Genomic DNA, 16,326 nt, shown 5'->3' on the forward strand with positions numbered 1-16,326 from the left:
TCCTGGGGTCGGGCGCGCCGGGCGCCGGTGGGTGACATGCTACCCACGGTTTGGTGCCCCGGACGGGCGTGACGCCGGATTAAACCCGCGGGGCGCCCGGATCCGCGCCGACGGCCTCGGCGGGGACCGCGAAGACGGGGCGGGGAGACTGCAGCCGGGCGGGTGCGGGCAGGTCGCGGCGCAGCACCCGGTCCCCGCGCTCGAGCTCGAGGGAGAACCCGCCGACGGCGTGGTGCACGTTCTCGCCGAGCACCGTCCGCTCCACGACCTGCTCCGGGCCGGGCGGCCCGTGCAGCAGCAGCACCGGCTCACCCTCCCGCAGCTCCTCCTCGACGCGGGCCACCGCCTGCACCCAGTGGCTCTCCCGCACGCCGTCCGGGACGCGGAAGGGCACGACGACGGCGTCGCCCGCCGCCTCGTGCGCGCCCGGCGCCAGGACCCACGCCCGCCGGCCGTGCGGCGGCTCGGCGGGTGGCGTGCGGCCCTCCGCGGGCACGGGCCACACGTAGTCCAGGCCGGCGGGGTCGCCGGGGAAGACCGCGCGGTAGATCTCCTCGTCCTTGCGCAGCAGGTTCGACCGGTGCGAGCGGTGGAACGCCTCGTCGCCCAGCCAGGGCGGCGGCGGCGCCACGTCGTCGTCGGGGGCACGGTCCCAGGCCTCGGGGGCGAACTCGCGGATCTGCCACCCCGTGCTGTCGGCCCCGCCGCGGGCCGTCCACTCGTCGACCATCGCGCGGCCGTAGGCCACCAGGGCGGGCACGTGCCCGGACCACATCGCCGTGGCCGGGTGGCGGTACCACCCGTAGCCCGGCACGGTGGCCGCGCGCAGCACCTGCAGGGTCTCCACCCGCTGCTTGCCGAGCCGCTTGCGGTCGAGGACGCGGGCCGAGCGGGCGAAGTCCGGGTACGGGAGGAAGGTCTGCACCGCCCCAGTGTCCTACGGATCCGCGGCCTCCACCACCGCACCGGCCCGTGCGCCGGGGCCCGCGCGGGGGGACACTGGGTGCATGCCCCTGCCCCGCGCGCTGGAGCCGTTCCGGCTCGGCCGGTACCGTGTGCTCGCCTTCGCGATGTTCAGCAGCGTCTTCGGCGCCGGGATGTGGGCGGTGGCCCTCGTGCACCAGGTCCTGCAGCTGGAGGGCACGGCTGTGGACCTCTCGGCCGTGACGGCGGTGGGCGCGCTCGGCATGCTCGTCTTCGTGCTCGTGGGCGGGATCGCGGCCGATCGCTTCCCCCTGGCCCGGGTGCTGCGCCTCGTCGAGACCGCCAACCTCCTGACGGCGGGGACGGTCGCCGTCCTGGCCCTGGCGGACGGGCTGCGCATGGGGCACCTCGCCGCGGCGGCGTTCGTGTTCGGCGCGGGTCTCGGCTTCTTCTATCCGGCCTACTCGGCCTCGCTGCCCCGGATCCTGCCCGCCCGGCAGCTGCTCGCGGCCAACGGGGTGGAGGGCACGGCGCGCCCGCTGCTGCAGCAGGCGGCGGGACCGGCCGTGGCGGGTCTGCTCATCGGGCTGGTCGCCCCCGGCGGCGCGCTCGCCCTGATCGCGCTCTGCCACGCCGCCGCGCTCGTGCTGCTGCTGCGCCTGCACGTGCCCGGCCACGACGCCGGCGCGGACACGGAGCCGGACGCGGAACCGGTCGCGGGGCCGGCCGGGGACCCCACCGCGGTGCCGGGCGCGGGGGAGCCGTCCCCGCCGCGGGAGGCGGTGGGCGCCCTCCGGTCCGTGCGGCAGGACCTCATGGAGGGCGTGAGCTACACGGTGCGGACCCCGTGGCTGCTGTGGACCCTGCTGTGGGCGGTGCTCGCGGTCTTCCTGCTGCTGGGTCCCCTGGAGGTCCTCGTCCCGTTCCTGGTCCGGGACCGGCTGGGCGGGGACGCCTCCACGTTCGGCTACCTGCTGGCGTGCTACGGCGGGGCCAGCGCGGTGGCCTCCCTGGTGGTCGCGTCGCTGCCCCTGCCGCGGCGCTACCTCAGCTGGATGATCGTGCTGTGGGGGTTCGGGACGCTGCCCTTCGGTCTCGTCGCGACCACCGACTCGTTCTGGGTCATGGCGCTGTGCCTGGCCTTCGTGGGCGCCGGGGACGGCGCGGGCATGGTGCTGTGGGGCACGCTCCTGCAGCGCCGGGTCCCGCGCCACATGCTGGGGCGGGTCTCGAGCCTCGACTTCTTCGTCTCGATCGCCCTCATGCCGGTGTCGATGGCGGTCGCGGGACCCGTGGCCCAGGTGGTGCCCCTGCCGGTGATCTTCTGGACCGTGGCCCTGCTGACCCCGGCGCTGGGGCTGGTGGCCCTGTGGGCCGGGCGGATGCGCGAGGACGAGCTGGCGCACCCGCTGGCCGGCTGAGCGCCGCCGCGGCACCCCTCAGGGCGCAGGGACGGGGCGCGGAGGACGGGGCTGCCGAGGACCGGGGCGCCGAGGACCCGGGCGCAGTGGACCGGGACGCCGAGGACCCCGGCGCAGTGGACCGGGACGTGCAGGACGGGGTGCGGGGCCGCGTCCCGACCGGACGCGGCCCCGCCCCGCTCACCGCACGGGCGGTGGACGGCCCGCGGGTCAGTAGGCCTTGACGCGCTGCTCCACGATCAGGTGGATCAGGGCGAACTGCCCTTCATCGTCGATCGCCCTCAGGGCGGCCTCGAGCGCGCCGGGGATCTCGGCGTCGGTCTCCACGCGCACCCCGAACCCGCCGAAGGCCTGGGCCATGAGGGCGAAGTCGGGGTTCTTGAGCTGGGTGCCCGAGACGCGGTCCGGGTAGTCCCGCTCCTGGTGGGTGCGGATCGTGCCGTACTCCTGGTTGTCCATCACGATGACCAGCGGCGTGGCCCCGTACTGGGCGGCGGTGGCCAGCTCCTGGCCGTTCATCAGGAACTCGCCGTCACCGGCGATGGTCACCACCCGCCGGCCGGGGTAGCGCAACGAGGCCGCGACGGCGGAGGGCACCGAGTAGCCCATGGAGCCGTTGCGGGCGGAGATCATCGCCGCGTATCCCTTGGCGGGGAAGTAGCGGTGGGCCCAGTTGGTGTGCTCGCCGGCGCCGAAGGTGCACATGGCGTCGTCGGGCAGACCCGCCACGAGGTGGGCCATCATGGTGTCCATCCGGGCCCGGCCCCCGGACGGCTCCGTGGACACGGGGGTGGAGAACTCGACCTGCTGGGCGCGCAGCCGGGCGGTCCACTCCTTCCACGCCGGCTTGGCCGGCAGGTCGATGCGCACGAGGTCGCGCACGAACACGTCGGGCTTGGCCACGATCTGGTAGGACACCGGCCCGGAGCGCCCGCGCAGGGACGGGTCGATGGTGACCAGGAAGTTCTTCTTGTCCCAGTCCTGGCGGACCAGGAACCCGTTGGTGATGACGTCGCCGGGGACGGTGCCCACGAAGACCAGCAGGTCGGTCTCCTCGAGCATCTCGAAGGTCGCCTTCGGGCGGCCGTAGCCGATCGGGCCCACGTAGGAGTCCGAGTCGAACGGGACGGTGCCCTCGGTGCGCCACTCGGCCGCGGCCGGGAGGTGGTGCTCCTCGAGCCAGTCCGTGAGGCCGGCCGCACCCTCGACGGTCCAGTCGTTGCCGCCGGTCACGAACAGGGGCTTCTCGGCGGTCGAGAGCGCGTCGCGCAGCGCCTTCCAGTCGTTGACCGTCATGCCGCCGTGGGCCACGGGGATCGGCGGGTGCAGGGTCGCGTCGATCTCGGCCCTGATGATGTCCTCGGGCAGACCCACCACCACGGGGCCGGGGCGGCCGGAGTTGGCGGCGAACATCGCCTCGGCCACGATCTCGGAGGCCCGCTCGGCGTGGTCGAGGACCATCACGCGCTTGGCCCCGGAGTCGAACCACGCGTGCGGGTCGAACTCCTGGAACGCCTCCTTGTCGCGGTGCTCGAACGGGATCAGGCCCACGAACAGCACCATCGGGGTGGAGTCCTGCCAGGAGGTGTGCAGGCCCACGTGGGCGTTGGCCGCGCCGGGGCCGCGGGTCACCATGGCCACCCCGGGCACGGGTCCCATCTTGCCGTCGGCCTCGGCCATGTAGGCCGCACCGCCCTCGTGGCGGCAGACGACCGTCTCGATCGACGAGTGGTGCAGACCGTCGAGCACGTCCAGGTAGGACTCGCCGGGCACCACGTAGGTGCGCTCGACGCCGTGCGCCACGAGCGTGTCCACGATGACGTGGCCCGCCGACTTGCGGGCAGTGGTCTGTGCGGGGGATGCGGGGTCCGCAGTGGTCTGGGTCAACGTGGGTCCTTTTCGCCGTTGAAAATGGAGTGGTGGGGCTGGGCAGGCCGGAACCGGCTCGGGGGTCCGGGCCTGGCGCAGTTCATCCGAAAATACCCGATGCGGGCGGCGATCCGTGTCCTGGCGGTCACGGAGGAGTAAAGAAGGACGCACAGCGCCCGCGGTGCCCTGTGCGCTCCCGGGCCGGGCACGACGACGACGACGGCGGCGGTGGTCTCCCCCGGAGGGGACGACCACCGCCGCCGTCGTGGCTCCTGCGCGGTGCTCAGTCCTGCATGTCCTCGAGCTCGATGCCGGTGGTCTCGCGGACCATCTTGATCGTGAAGATCAGGGAGACGAGCCCGAAGAACGCGTAGAGCCCGTACGCGACGCCCAGGGAGAAGGCCGCCAGGGCCGGGAAGGTCACGGTGACGAGCCAGTTGGCGATCCACTGCACGAACCCGGCCACGGCCAGCGCGGCGCCGCGGATCTGGTTCGGGAACATCTCGCCGAGCAGGACCCACATCATGGGGCCCCACGAGACGCCGAAGAAGACCACGAACAGGTTGGCGGCCACGAGGGCCACGGGGCCCGCGGTGGGCCCGAGCACCGGGGCGCCGTCGACCACGTTGGCCGTGGCGAACAGGACGGCCAGCGTGCCCAGGGACAGGGTCATGCCCGCCGAGCCGATGAGCAGCAGCCGGCGGCGGCCGACCTTCTCGACGAGGGCGATCGCCACGATGGTGACCACCACGTTGGTGATGGAGGTGATCACCGTGATGGTGAACGAGTCCGCCTCGGTGAAGCCCACGGACTGCCAGAGCACGTTCGAGTAGTAGAAGATCACGTTGATGCCGACGAACTGCTGCAGCGCGGCCAGGCCGATGCCGACCCAGACGATGGGCTTGAGCCCGGCGGTCCGGCCCCTGAGGTCCGACATCCGCGGCTTGTGCTCGGTGATGAGGGATTCCTTGATCAGGCGCACGCGCTCCCGTGCGGAGGCGTCCCCCTGCAGATTCGCCAGCACCGCGTGGGCCTCGTCCGAGCGGCCCTCCACCACGAGGTACCGGGGGGACTCGGGGATCGTGAAGGCGCCGATCAGGTAGGCGAGGGCCGGGATGGCCTCGGCCATGAACATCCAGCGCCAGGCCTCGAGGCCCCACCACAGCTCCTGGGTGGAGCCGCCGGCCATCGCGGCCAGCCAGGCGTCCACGGCCAGGGAGATGAAGATGCCGAGCACGATGCCCATCTGCTGCAGCGAGCCGAGCCGCCCGCGCACGGCGGCGGGGGCGATCTCGGCGATGTAGGCCGGCGCGATGATGGACGCCACGCCCACCCCGACGCCTCCGACGACGCGCCAGAAGATCAGCCAGCCGAAGCTGTCGACCACGCCGCAGCCGATCGCGCTGACGAGGAACAGCACCGCGGCGATCTTCATGACGGGGACGCGGCCCAGCCGGTCGGCGATCCGTCCGCCGAAGAAGGCGCCGGCGGCGGCACCGAGCAGCGCGGAGGCCACGGCGAAGCCCAGGGGGCCCGGGCTGACGCCGAACTCCTCCTGGATGGCGGAGACCGCGCCGTTGATGACGGCGGAGTCGTAGCCGAAGAGGAAGCCGCCGAAGGCGGCGATGATGCTGATCCGGAGGACCGCCGAGGTGTTCGGGTGCTCCGCGACCGTTGGGGTCGTGGCGTCTTGGCTCATCGGACAGCTCCCTTGCTGGTGGAGAGATCGGCTGCTGGTGGAGGAAACGGCGTGGGCCCGGGACGTGCCGTCCGCCGCACCCCGGGGCGGACGCACCCGCCGACGCCGCAGGGTTCGTGTGACGCGGTCCACACTAAAACTCAGTGCGCTGAATGTCCATTAGTCGAAGACAGGTGTCGTCCGGCGCGTCATCCTGCCGGAAGGGCCCCGACGGGCAGCTCCGCGTGCTGCAGGGCGAGGATCACCGCGCCCGCCACGTGCGCCTCGATCCCCAGCCGGGCGGTCTCGATCCGCAGGTCCCGGACGCTGCCGCGGACCCCCTGGCGGGAGACGACCTCCCGCAGCGGGCCGAGCAGCAGCTCGCCGGCCCGGGCGATCTCGCCGCCGACGACCACGAGCTCCGGGTTGATGGTGTTGCACAGGTTGGCCACCGCCGTGCCGAGCAGGCGGCCGGTGTCGCCGATGACCCGCCCGCAGCCGACGTCGCCGGCGAGCGCCGCGGCCACGAGGTCCGGCACGGTCAGGTCGGGCCCGTGCGTGGCGCTCAGCAGGCCGGTGACGTCCCCGGAGGACACGTAGGTCTCGAGGCACCCGCGGTTGCCGCACCGGCACACCCGGCCGTGCTCGTCCACGGTCGTGTGGCCGAGCTCCCCGGCGGACCCGGTGGCGCCGCGGAAGAGGGACCCGTTGAGGATCAGACCGGCGCCCACGCCGTGGCCGATCTTGAGGTAGGCCATGTGCTGCGCTCCGCGCCCGGCGCCCCAGGCGTGCTCGCCCAGGGCGCCCGCGTTGGCGTCGTTCTCGACGACGACGGGCAGCCCGAGCCGGCGGCCGGCCTCCTCGCGCACGTCGATCCCGCTCCACGCCGGGAGGATCGCGCTCGCACTGACCAGCCGCCCCTCGAGGTCCACGGGGGCCGGGAGGGTGAGGCCCGCGGCGAGCAGCCCGGACCGTGCCGTGCCGTGCTCCCGGAGGAGGGCGTCGAGGGTCCGGCCGACCAGCTCGAGGTCCTCGGCGAAGCGGTGCTCGGCGGGCAGCTCGTGACGCCGCTGGGCGAGGATCCTCTGGTTCAGGTCCGCGACGGCCACCGTGACGTGGCGGTGTCCCACGTCGATGCCGACCACGTGGCCGGCCGAGCCCCGGAAGCCGATGCGCTGACCGCGGCGGCCGGCGCCGTCCGTCTCCATGACGAGCAGGCCGGCGCCGATCAGCTGGTGGACGATGCTGGACACCGTGGAGGGCGCCAGCGCGGTGCGGCGGGAGATCTGCGCCTGGGTGAGGTGCCCGTCACGGCGCACCGTGTCGAGCACCCGGCGCTGGTTGGCGTTGCGCAGGGACGTCTGCGAACCGGGTGGAACGGGGGACCCTGCGGACTCGGACATCATCGTCCTCTTTCACCGGTGAACGTGAACAGGACTGTCATCCTAATCAGCGTTCACAGGTCGAAGACAGGGGGAGTTGGGCCGGCGGTTCCGCCCGCCTGCTCTCAGAGGACCTTGCCGGCCTCGGCGATCAGCCCTCTGGCGGCGGCGACCTGGGCGGGGGAGGCCGCGACGAAGTGCTCGTCGCGGGTCACCACCGTGGGCACCGTGGCGTTGCCGTCGTTGAGGGACTCCACGAAGGCCAGGGCGTCCCGGTCCTCCCAGATGTTGGTCCACGCGGCGCGCTCGGCGTCCGCTCCGAGTCCACGCTCGAGCATGCCGCAGAACGGGCACCCGGGCCGCCAGTAGATGGCGACCCCGCCCTCCGCCACGTGCTGCACGGCCTCGGCGTGGGAGGCGGCCGGGCGGCGGCTGCGGGACTTGTCCTTCTTGAACACGGGGGCTCCTCGCGGGTAGGGCGGCAGGGTGGGAGTGGCGGCCCAGTCTATCCGGACCGTTCCACGTCAAGAGCTGTCCCCCGATGAGGGGACAGGAACTGAAAGTGGTAAGAGGGAGGCGGAGGCCCGTCGTGGCGGTGCCCGTCATCGGCAAGACCCGATGGAGATTGATCTCCGCGCGAATGTTCGGCGTTCCACGTGAAACTCCGTGGCTTTGCCCGAGCATCAGCCTTTTCCGGCTGATGGTGGTCCCGATGTCGCGCGGGGGACGCCGAGCGTCACACAGCGGCTCCTCCGGCACCGTTCCCGCCGCCAAGCTTCATGATTTGTCATTCTCTGTACCGATTCGGGGAATTCTTCCCGAACTCTTCTGCGGGGCGGGCGTTCGGGGACTCCCGGAACGTGGCGTGTGTCATGGTGGTGGGCATGGCAATTCCGGCGCAGCACTCTTCCCCCCGGCCGGCCCGCTCCACCTGGTCCCTCCCCCAGCTGCACCAGTGGGTGGTCGTCCCCTTCATCGTCGTGCTCGTCACGGCGACCGTGGGGCGGCTGCTGGTGTACTCCCCGGGAGTCGCGGCACAGGAGATCGAGGTCCTGCACCGGCTCGACGCGGCGCGCCTCGGCGTCCTGGACGCGCTGGCGCTCGTCCTGCACCACGCGTTCTCCACCCCGGGGGCGTTCGCGATCATCGCCGCTCTCACCGCCTGGCTCGCCCTGGCGCGCCGGCGGCCCTGGGACGCCGCCGGCTTCGCCGTCACGGCGCTCTCCGGATGGGCCGCGGTCGGGATGGTGAAGGTCGCCGTCGGCCGCCCCCGGCCGGACAGCACGGCGTTCCCGGAACCCCTCGTCCTCGTGGACGGCCTCACGTCCTTCCCCTCCGGGCACGCGGGTGCCGCACTGGCCATCGCGGCGGCGTTCTGCCTCGCGATGCGCCGGTCGAGGTCCGCCTCCGCCGTCCTCGTCGCGGGACTGGGCACGGCCGTGCTCGTCGGGCTGTCCCGGCTCTACCTGGGCGTGCACTACCCCCTCGACGTCCTCGCCTCGTTCCCCGTCGCGTGGGCGGGCCTGGCCGTGGGGTGCGGTCTCGCCAACCACCTGGTACCCGCGCTCGCCTACGGCTTCGGCTGGCAGCAGGAGGACGCGGTGTGGCACGACGTCGAGCAGGGGCCCGCCGCCGAGGAGAGCCCCGCGGAGGACGCTCGTCCGGACACGGCACGGGTGCCGGTCGTGGCCCGGCGGACTGACCACCACGCCGCCTGACGCGCCGCCCGCACCGTTCCGGGCCACCGCGGGCCCGGCGCCGGCGCGCCCGCGGTCCCCCGGGAGACCCGGATCCCGCGCGGCCGTCGAGAGCCCGGGTGCGGGGGGTCACCGGGACACCGCCGGACGCGGGGCGCCCGCGGTCGTGGCTCCGGGCGCCCCGCCGGGTCTCAGGGCTCGATCCGCCGGTGGAAGGGCCACCAGATGGCCCGGCCGATGTCGTAGGTCAGGGCCGGCACCAGCAGCGACCGGACGATCAGCGCGTCCAGGAGCACGCCGAACGCCACGATGAACGCCAGCTGCACCAGGAACATGATCGGGATGACGGCCAGCGCCGCGAACGTGGCCGCGAGCACGATGCCGGCCGAGGTGATCACCCCGCCGGTGAGGGTGAGCCCCCGGAGGATGCCCGCCCGGGTGCCGTGCACCAGCGACTCCTCCCGCACCCGGGACATCAGGAAGATGTTGTAGTCGATGCCCAGCGCCACGAGGAAGACGAAGCCGAAGAGCGGGACCGAGGGGTCCGCACCGGGCAGGTCCAGGACGTTGTTGAACACGAGGGCGGAGACGCCCAGGGCCGTGAAGAACGAGACCACGGTGGTGAGGATCAGCAGCACCGGGGCCAGGACGGAGCGCAGCAGCAGCATGAGGATCAGGGTGATGACCACGAGGATCACCGGGATGATCAGCGTGCGGTCGGCGATCGAGGTCTCGTTGGTGTCGATGTTCGTCGCCGTGGTGCCGCCCACGAGGATCTCCGCGTCCGCCGCGCGCAGGTTCTCGCGCAGCTCCCGGACGGTCTGCTCGGCCTCGGGGGAGTCGGCGGCGTCGGACAGCGTGGCCTGGAGCTGATAGAGGCCCTGGGCCTCCGTCGGCTCGGCCCCGGCGAAGGGCCCGGCCGGGGGCGGGGCGTCCTCCCCGAGGGGCAGGGTGCCGGACGGGGAGTCGTCGGCGACGGCGACGACGCCGGCCACCCCCTCCGTGCCCTCGACCGCCTCGACCGCGGCGTCCAGGGAGCCGGTCGGGACCAGCAGGACCGCGGGGCTGCCGGAGCCGCCGGGGAAGTGCTGGGCCAGGGCCTCCTGGCCGTCCCGCGCCTGGGACTCGCCGAGCACGAGCTCGCTCTGCTCCACGCCCGAGGCCTCGAACTGGGTGCTGAACCCGGCGAGGGCGAGGAGCACCACAGTGGTCACCACCCAGATCGCCCGCGGGGCGCGGGCCACGAACCGGGCCACCGAGGCCCACACGCCCCGCCCCTCGACGGTCGGACGGGTGCCCGCCCCGTGCTCGACCACGCGCACGCGCTCCGCGCCCGAGGCGTCGTAGCGGGGCCGGAACGGCCAGAATGCCCCCCGTCCCGTGGCGTAGAGGACCGCGGGCAGGAAGGTCAGGGCCGCCAGGACGGACATGACGATGCCGACGGAGGCCACCGGGCCCAGAGCCTTGTTCGAGGCGAGGTCCGAGAGCAGCAGGCACAGCAGGCCCGCGATGACGGTGGCGCCGGAGGCGACGATCGGCTCGACCGAGCCCTTGAGGGCCGCCCGCGTGGCCTCGGCCCGTCCCCGGTGGTGCAGGAGGGCGTCCCGGTACCGCGCCGTGTACAGCAGCGAGTAGTCGGTGGCGGCGCCGACCACGAGGATGAACAGGATGCCCTGCACCTGGCCGCTGATGGTCACGAGCTCGTTGGCCGCCAGCCAGTACACGACCAGGATGGCGGCGCTGAGGGCGAAGACCGAGGTCAGCAGCACCAGGACGGGCAGCACGGGGGAGCGGTAGACCACGAGGAGGATCACGAACACCACCGCCAGCGCCACGCCCAGCAGGATCCCGTCGATGCCCTCGAAGCCGGCCACGAGATCGGCCGTGAACCCGGCGGGGCCCGTCACGTAGCTCTGCAGGCCCTCCGGCCGGTCCTCCTCGAACCGGTCCGCGAGCGCCTCGACGTCGTCGACGACCTCGCCGTCGGGCAGGGGGACGACGAGCTGGAAGGCCTCTCCGTCCTCGGACGGGATCAGCGGCGAGGTCTCTCCCACGGCCAAACCGCTCTCCTGCACCGCCGCGGCGGCGTCCTCGGCCCACGCCCGGTCGGCGGCGGTCAGCCCGCCCTCTCGGGCGAGGAGGACGATCGCGGGGATCGCCTCCGAGTCCCGGAACTCGCCCAGCAGTCGGGTGACCTGGGTGGACTCGGTGGACTCGGGCAGGAAGCTGGACTGGTCGTTGGTGGAGACCTCGGAGATCTTCCCGAAGTACGGCCCGCCCACGCCGGCCACCGCGAGCCACCCGACGATCAGCAGCGCCGGGAGCAGGATCCGCAGCAGCGTGGTCCAGCGGGAGCGCCGCGGGGGTGCGGGGGACCCGGGGGCCTCGGCCCACGGGGCAGGACGGGACGCGGTGGGGGCCGGGGTGGTCATGGCGTGCCTTTCACGAGCGGCAGGAGCAGGTCGGAGCCGCGGCGACCGACGGACCCCACCGCGGGACCGGAGGCGCCGGGGTCTGGGACCAGACTAATATTTCGAAAACAGAAATAAAATCCCGGGCTCAGTCGTAGACGGCCTTGACGCACAGCACCGGGCAGGGGCTCTCGAGCAGGACGCGCTGGGCGGTGCTCGCCATGATGATCTTGCCCACGGGGGAGCGGCGCCGGATGCCCAGCACGATGAGCTCGGCCCCGTGGTCGCGGGCGGTGTCGAGGATGACGTCGGCGGGGTCGCTGTCGTGGTCGGGCTCCCGCAGCTCGTAGCGCACTCCGGCACGGGCGAGCTTCTCCCGCTCCACGTCGATGTCGGCCTCGACCTCCGGCGGCTGGTGGCGCCTCGGCCGCGGCTGCACCACCACCAGGTCGGTGCCGCGGCGCTCGGCCTCCAGGATGGCGGCGTCCAGCGCCGCGTGTCCGGGGGCGGTGGGCATGTATCCGACGACGACGGTCACGGGTTCTCCTGGGGTAGCGGCACGGTGGGTCGGGGCGGGTCAGGGGCCGCGGTGCGGGTCCTGGTCCGCGGGCTCGTCCTCCATGCGGGCGAGGGCCTCCGGGTGCTCGAACCGCACCTTGCGGCCGAGGAACAGGCGGTCGTAGACGAAGTTGACGATCCACAGGCCCAGCCCGATCAGCAGCAGGACCACGGCGATCTGGTACTCGATGAGGTCCTGTGCCCAGGGCCCCACGAGGTAGGCGCAGGTGATCGCGCCCAGGTAGGGCAGGACCCGGGGGGCGTGGAAGTAGTCGTGGGTGGGGCTGTTGTCCTTGCGCAGGATGATCGCCGCGACGTTGACGATGGTGAACACGCCCAGGAGGAGGAGGGCCGTGGTGCCGCCGAGGGCGCTCGCCGTGCCGCTGCCGAGGATGTTGTTGATGACGACGATCAGCGCCATGGCGAGGAGGCTCGTGAACACGATGGCCGACCACGGGGTGCGCCGGCCCTGCAGGACGTGGCCCAGGAAGTCCGGCAGCACGCCCTGGCGGGCCATGCCGTAGAGCAGCCGGGAGGCCATGAGCATGTTGATCAGGGCGGTGTTGGCCACGGCGAAGATCGTCAGGAACGGGTAGATCGTGTCGATGGGGATGTTGGGGGCGCCGATCCGGACCATGTCCAGCAGCGGCGTGGTCGACTCCCCGAGCACGCCGATGGGGACGACCGCCACGGTGAAGATCGAGACCAGGATGTAGACCACGCCCGTCAGACCGAGGCCGAAGAGCATCACGCGCGGGAAGTCGCGGCTGGGGTTCTTGGTCTCCTCGACCATGTTGACGGAGTCCTCGAAGCCCACGAAGGAGAAGAACGCGAGCGAGGTCACCGCGGTGAGGGCCAGGAAGATGCCCTTGTCCTCGGAGGTCTCGAAGATCATGGTCTGGCTGAAGTCGGCCCGGCCCTGGAAGGACGCCCAGAACCCCACGAGGATGACGATGAGCAGGCCGGTGAGCTCGATCGACGTCAGCACCACGTTGAAGACCAGGCCCTCGGTGACCCCGCGGATGTTGATGGCGGCGAGGATCGCGATGAAGCTGACCGCGATCACGGTGATCCCGGTGGTGCCCACCTCCAGCCCGAAGCCGCGGGCGAAGTTCGAGGCCACGGCCGAGGCCGCCGTCGAGGCGGAGGTCAGGCCCGAGCTGAGCACCGCGAACGTCACGAGGAAGGTGATGAAGTGGATGCCGAAGGCCTTGTGCGTGTACAGCGCGGCGCCCGAGGCGCCGGGGTACTTGGTCACGAGCTCGAGGTAGGAGAACGCCGTGATGGTGGCCACCACGAAGGCCACGAGGATCGGGGCCCACGCGGCGCCGCCGATCTCCCCGGCGATGTTCCCGGTGAGGGCGTACACCCCGGTGCCGAGGATGTCGCCCACGATGAACAGCAGGAGCAGGCCGGGGCCCATGACGCGCTTGAGCTCCGGCTGGGGGCGGGACCGGGTCCCGGATTCGGCTGACTGGGCCATCGGATGCCTCGAATCGGTGGTGACGGGCTGGCGGGCCCCGGCAGGCGGTGACCGTGGCCACAGCCTATGCCACGCCCCGCGCCCGGCCCAGGTGGTGACGGCGAGCCGCCGTGTTCCTAGCCTGGGACCATGACGAGCACAGCACCCCGCTTCCGGCTGACCGATCTCCGCCTCCCCTTCCTGGGCGCCCCGATGGCCGGCGGGCCCTCGACCCCGGCACTGGCCGCGGCCGTCACGGCCGCCGGCGGCCTGGGCTTCCTGGCCGCCGGCAACCGTCCCGCGGCGGGTGTCCGCGCGGACGTCGAGGAGGTCCGGGCGCGCACGGACGGCCCGTTCGGGGTGAACCTGTTCGTCCCGCAGGCGGCGAACACCGCGGCCCCCGGGACGGCGGTCGACCCCGCCGTGCACCGGTCGGTCGCGGCCTACCGGGAGGCGCTGGGAGACACGGCCCGCCGGTACGGGGTGGAGCTGCCGGACACGGACCCCGCCGACGACGACGGGTGGGCCGCCAAGCTCGAGCTCGTCGAGGCGCTGCGGGTCCCGGTCGTCTCGTTCACCTTCGGGCTCCCCGCGGCCACCGTGCTGGAGCGGCTCGCGGCGGTGGGCACCACGACGTCCGTCACGGTGACCTCGGTCCCGGAGGCCCAGGCCGCGGTGCGGGCCGGCGCCCACCTGCTGACGGTCCAGGGCCCGGCGGCCGGCGGCCACCGGGGCACCCACCGCGCGGAGGACGTCCCGGGCGAGGAGCCCCTGGTGGAGCTCGTCGCCGCGGTCCGTGCCGCCGTGGACGTCCCGCTCGTGGCCGCGGGCGGCATCGCCTCCACGGCGGACGCGGACGCGGCCCTGGCCGCCGGGGCGGACGCCGTGCAGGTCGGCACGCTGCTGCTGCGCACGCACGAGGCGGGGACGTCCGCCGCGTACCGGGAGGCCCTCGGCTCGGGCCGCTACACGGAGACCGCCGTGACCCGCGCGTTCTCGGGACGGCTGGCGCGCGGGGTGCGCAACGGTTTCCTCGACCGCTTCACGAATATGGCCCCAGCGGCATATCCCCAGGTCAACCAGATGACGAAGCCCATCCGGGCGGCCGCGGCGCAGGCCGGGGACCCCGAGGCCATCGCCCTGTGGGCCGGTCCGCAGTTCGCGGCCGCGCAGGAGGTCCCCGCCGCCGAGGTGGTGCGCGGCATCCTCCGCGCACCGACCGGTCCCTGACGGCGGGTGCTCGGCACGGCCGTCAGCGCACCCCGCGCATCATCCGCCGGATCCAGGGGGACAGCACGAGCAGGGCGGCGCCGACGACGATGGTCACGGCGCCCAGGGTCCCGAAGTAGGCGGCCTCGGTCTGCTCGCTGTAGTAGCCGGCCAGCGCGCCGGACAGGGCCGTGCCCAGGGCCACCGACAGGTAGAAGAGGGCGACCATCAGCACGGGATAGGCGCGCGGAGCCAGCCGGGTGGACAGGGACAGGCCCACCGGGGAGACCATCAGCTCGCCCAGAGTGGCGACCAGCAGGATCAGCGCGGCCCACAGGACGGGCACCGAGCCCACCCCGACCATCGGCAGGAAGACCAGGAACGCCGACCCCATCAGCACGATGCCCAGGCCGAACTTGGTGGGCGTGGCGGGCTGGCGGTCGCCGAGCTTCGTCCACAGCACCGCGAACACCGGGGCGAGCAGGATGATGAAGAGCGGGTTGAAGGACTGGACCCAGGAGATCGGCATGGTCCAGTCGCCCAGCGTCCGGTCCAGGCGGGTGTCCGAGTAGATCGTGATGACCGTGAACTGCTGCTGGAAGAGCGCCCAGAACGCGGCCGAGCCGATGAACAGCGGGATGAACGCCCGCACGCGGGAGCGCTCGTCGTCGTCGACCTTCTTGCTGGTGAGCAGGAGGACGAACAGCGCCACGGCCGCCACGACGATCACCCCCACCACGACGTCGGCGAGGTTGGCCGCGTTCAGCACCCCCGTGAGGGTGGCGGCCACGACGACGGCGATCGCCGCCGCGGCGATCCCCGCCCACTTCCCGTACTGCTCGCGCGGCAGGGGGTTGGGCACGTGGTGGACCTCGGCGGGAAGCCTCCTGCGCCCGAGCGCGTACTGGGTCAGGCCGAAGGCCATGCCCACCGCGGCCAGGCCGAAGCCGAGGTGGAAGCCCCAGGTCTTCTGCGCGAAGCCGGTCAGGAGCGGCCCGAGGAGTCCGCCGATGTTCACGCCCATGTAGAAGATCGAGAAGCCGGCGTCGCGGCGCGGGTCCTGGCGGTCGTAGAGGGAGCCCACGAGATTGGTGATCGTGGCCTTGAGCCCGCCCGAGCCGATCGCGATGAGGACGAGGCCGATCGTGAGGCCCGCGACCGCGGGGATCAGCGCCAGCGAGACGTGGCCGGCCATGATGAGGACGCCGCTGAGGAACATCGTCCGCTCGGAGCCGAGGAGCCGGTCGGCGACCCACCCGCCCAGGATGGCGAACAGGTAGACGGCGCCGCCGTAGGCGCCCACGATGCCCGCGGCCGTGGCGCGGTCGATGCCGAGCCCGCCCTCGGTGGTGGCGAAGTACATGTACAGCAGGACGATGCCCTGCATGCCGTAGAAGGAGAAGCGCTCCCACAGCTCGACGCTGAACAGGTTCGCCAGCATGCGCGGCTGGCCGAAGAAGGACCGGGCGTCGGGGCGGGGGAGCTCCGTGCCGGTGTGGTCGTCGTGGTGGTCGCGCGGGTCGGGGGCGCTGGTGGCGCCCTCCGCCGCGCGGGGGGTCCGGAAGGTCATGCGCACCATGATCGGCCTGCCGGGCGGTCGAGCACCAATCGGTGCGCGCCCGCGGCCGGGAGGCCCCGTCGCGCTCACCCCCCGGTGGGCGGTGCCGGCGGCGGGACGGGCGACGCCCGGGACCGCGGTGCACCCACCGCGGTCC

Annotated in this window: 12 protein-coding genes; 3 read left to right on the forward strand and 9 right to left on the reverse strand. The window is 73.0% G+C overall.

Features of this window, described 5'->3' with window-relative positions:
* Positions 1 to 79: 79 nt before the first annotated feature.
* Positions 80 to 925 (reverse strand): MSMEG_6728 family protein, encoded by an 846-nt coding sequence (locus AC6CH6_RS08985; RefSeq protein ID WP_498254869.1) that lies wholly within the window; start codon positions 923 to 925, stop codon positions 80 to 82.
* Positions 926 to 1,007: 82 nt separating this feature from the next.
* Here AC6CH6_RS08985 and AC6CH6_RS08990 point away from each other — a divergent pair, with 82 nt between their 5' ends.
* Positions 1,008 to 2,345 carry an MFS transporter gene (locus AC6CH6_RS08990; protein ID WP_498254870.1) on the forward strand — a complete coding sequence of 446 codons (1,338 nt, stop codon included), beginning with the start codon at positions 1,008 to 1,010 and terminating at the stop codon, positions 2,343 to 2,345.
* Between the two features lie 210 nt (positions 2,346 to 2,555).
* Here AC6CH6_RS08990 and AC6CH6_RS08995 read toward each other — a convergent pair whose 3' ends face one another.
* From AC6CH6_RS08995 to AC6CH6_RS09010, 4 genes are all read right to left on the reverse strand, one after another.
* Positions 2,556 to 4,232 (reverse strand): thiamine pyrophosphate-dependent enzyme, encoded by a 1,677-nt coding sequence (locus AC6CH6_RS08995; protein ID WP_498254871.1) that lies wholly within the window; start codon positions 4,230 to 4,232, stop codon positions 2,556 to 2,558.
* A 265-nt stretch (positions 4,233 to 4,497) separates the two neighbouring features.
* Positions 4,498 to 5,913 carry a sugar porter family MFS transporter gene (locus AC6CH6_RS09000; RefSeq protein WP_133409613.1) on the reverse strand — a complete coding sequence of 472 codons (1,416 nt, stop codon included), beginning with the start codon at positions 5,911 to 5,913 and terminating at the stop codon, positions 4,498 to 4,500.
* 188 nt (positions 5,914 to 6,101) lie between these two features.
* Positions 6,102 to 7,295, reverse strand: a complete 1,194-nt coding sequence (locus AC6CH6_RS09005) for an ROK family transcriptional regulator (RefSeq protein ID WP_498254872.1) — start codon at positions 7,293 to 7,295, stop codon at positions 6,102 to 6,104.
* Positions 7,296 to 7,399: 104 nt separating this feature from the next.
* Entirely contained in the window at positions 7,400 to 7,732 is a 333-nt protein-coding gene (locus tag AC6CH6_RS09010) for a glutaredoxin domain-containing protein (protein WP_206064005.1), read from the reverse strand.
* Positions 7,733 to 8,158: 426 nt separating this feature from the next.
* On the opposite strand from AC6CH6_RS09010, the gene AC6CH6_RS09015 reads away from it, so the two are divergent.
* Complete coding sequence (locus AC6CH6_RS09015; RefSeq protein WP_498254873.1) at positions 8,159 to 8,992, forward strand: phosphatase PAP2 family protein; 834 nt, start codon at positions 8,159 to 8,161, stop codon at positions 8,990 to 8,992.
* A 170-nt stretch (positions 8,993 to 9,162) separates the two neighbouring features.
* Here AC6CH6_RS09015 and AC6CH6_RS09020 read toward each other — a convergent pair whose 3' ends face one another.
* The 3 genes from AC6CH6_RS09020 to AC6CH6_RS09030 all read right to left on the reverse strand — a co-directional run bounded on the left by AC6CH6_RS09020 (position 9,163) and on the right by AC6CH6_RS09030 (position 13,423).
* Positions 9,163 to 11,403, reverse strand: coding sequence for an MMPL family transporter (locus AC6CH6_RS09020; protein ID WP_498254874.1), 2,241 nt, complete (start codon positions 11,401 to 11,403; stop codon positions 9,163 to 9,165).
* Positions 11,404 to 11,530: 127 nt separating this feature from the next.
* The gene (locus AC6CH6_RS09025) at positions 11,531 to 11,920 is read right to left on the reverse strand and encodes a universal stress protein (RefSeq protein WP_133409610.1); all 390 of its coding nucleotides are present in this window, start codon (positions 11,918 to 11,920) and stop codon (positions 11,531 to 11,533) included.
* Positions 11,921 to 11,959: 39 nt separating this feature from the next.
* A complete protein-coding gene (locus AC6CH6_RS09030) occupies positions 11,960 to 13,423 on the reverse strand; it encodes an APC family permease (RefSeq protein WP_498254875.1) in 1,464 nt (487 codons plus the stop codon).
* Positions 13,424 to 13,552: 129 nt separating this feature from the next.
* On the opposite strand from AC6CH6_RS09030, the gene AC6CH6_RS09035 reads away from it, so the two are divergent.
* Positions 13,553 to 14,632: a nitronate monooxygenase gene (locus tag AC6CH6_RS09035; protein WP_498254876.1), complete on the forward strand. Its 1,080-nt coding sequence runs from the start codon at positions 13,553 to 13,555 to the stop codon at positions 14,630 to 14,632.
* A gap of 22 nt (positions 14,633 to 14,654) precedes the next feature.
* Here the strand turns inward: AC6CH6_RS09035 and AC6CH6_RS09040 are convergent, their stop codons facing one another.
* The gene (locus AC6CH6_RS09040; RefSeq protein WP_498254877.1) at positions 14,655 to 16,181 is read right to left on the reverse strand and encodes a peptide MFS transporter; all 1,527 of its coding nucleotides are present in this window, start codon (positions 16,179 to 16,181) and stop codon (positions 14,655 to 14,657) included.
* Positions 16,182 to 16,326 lie beyond the last annotated feature (145 nt).

This window comes from Kocuria sp. GQ42 (assembly GCF_059758435.1).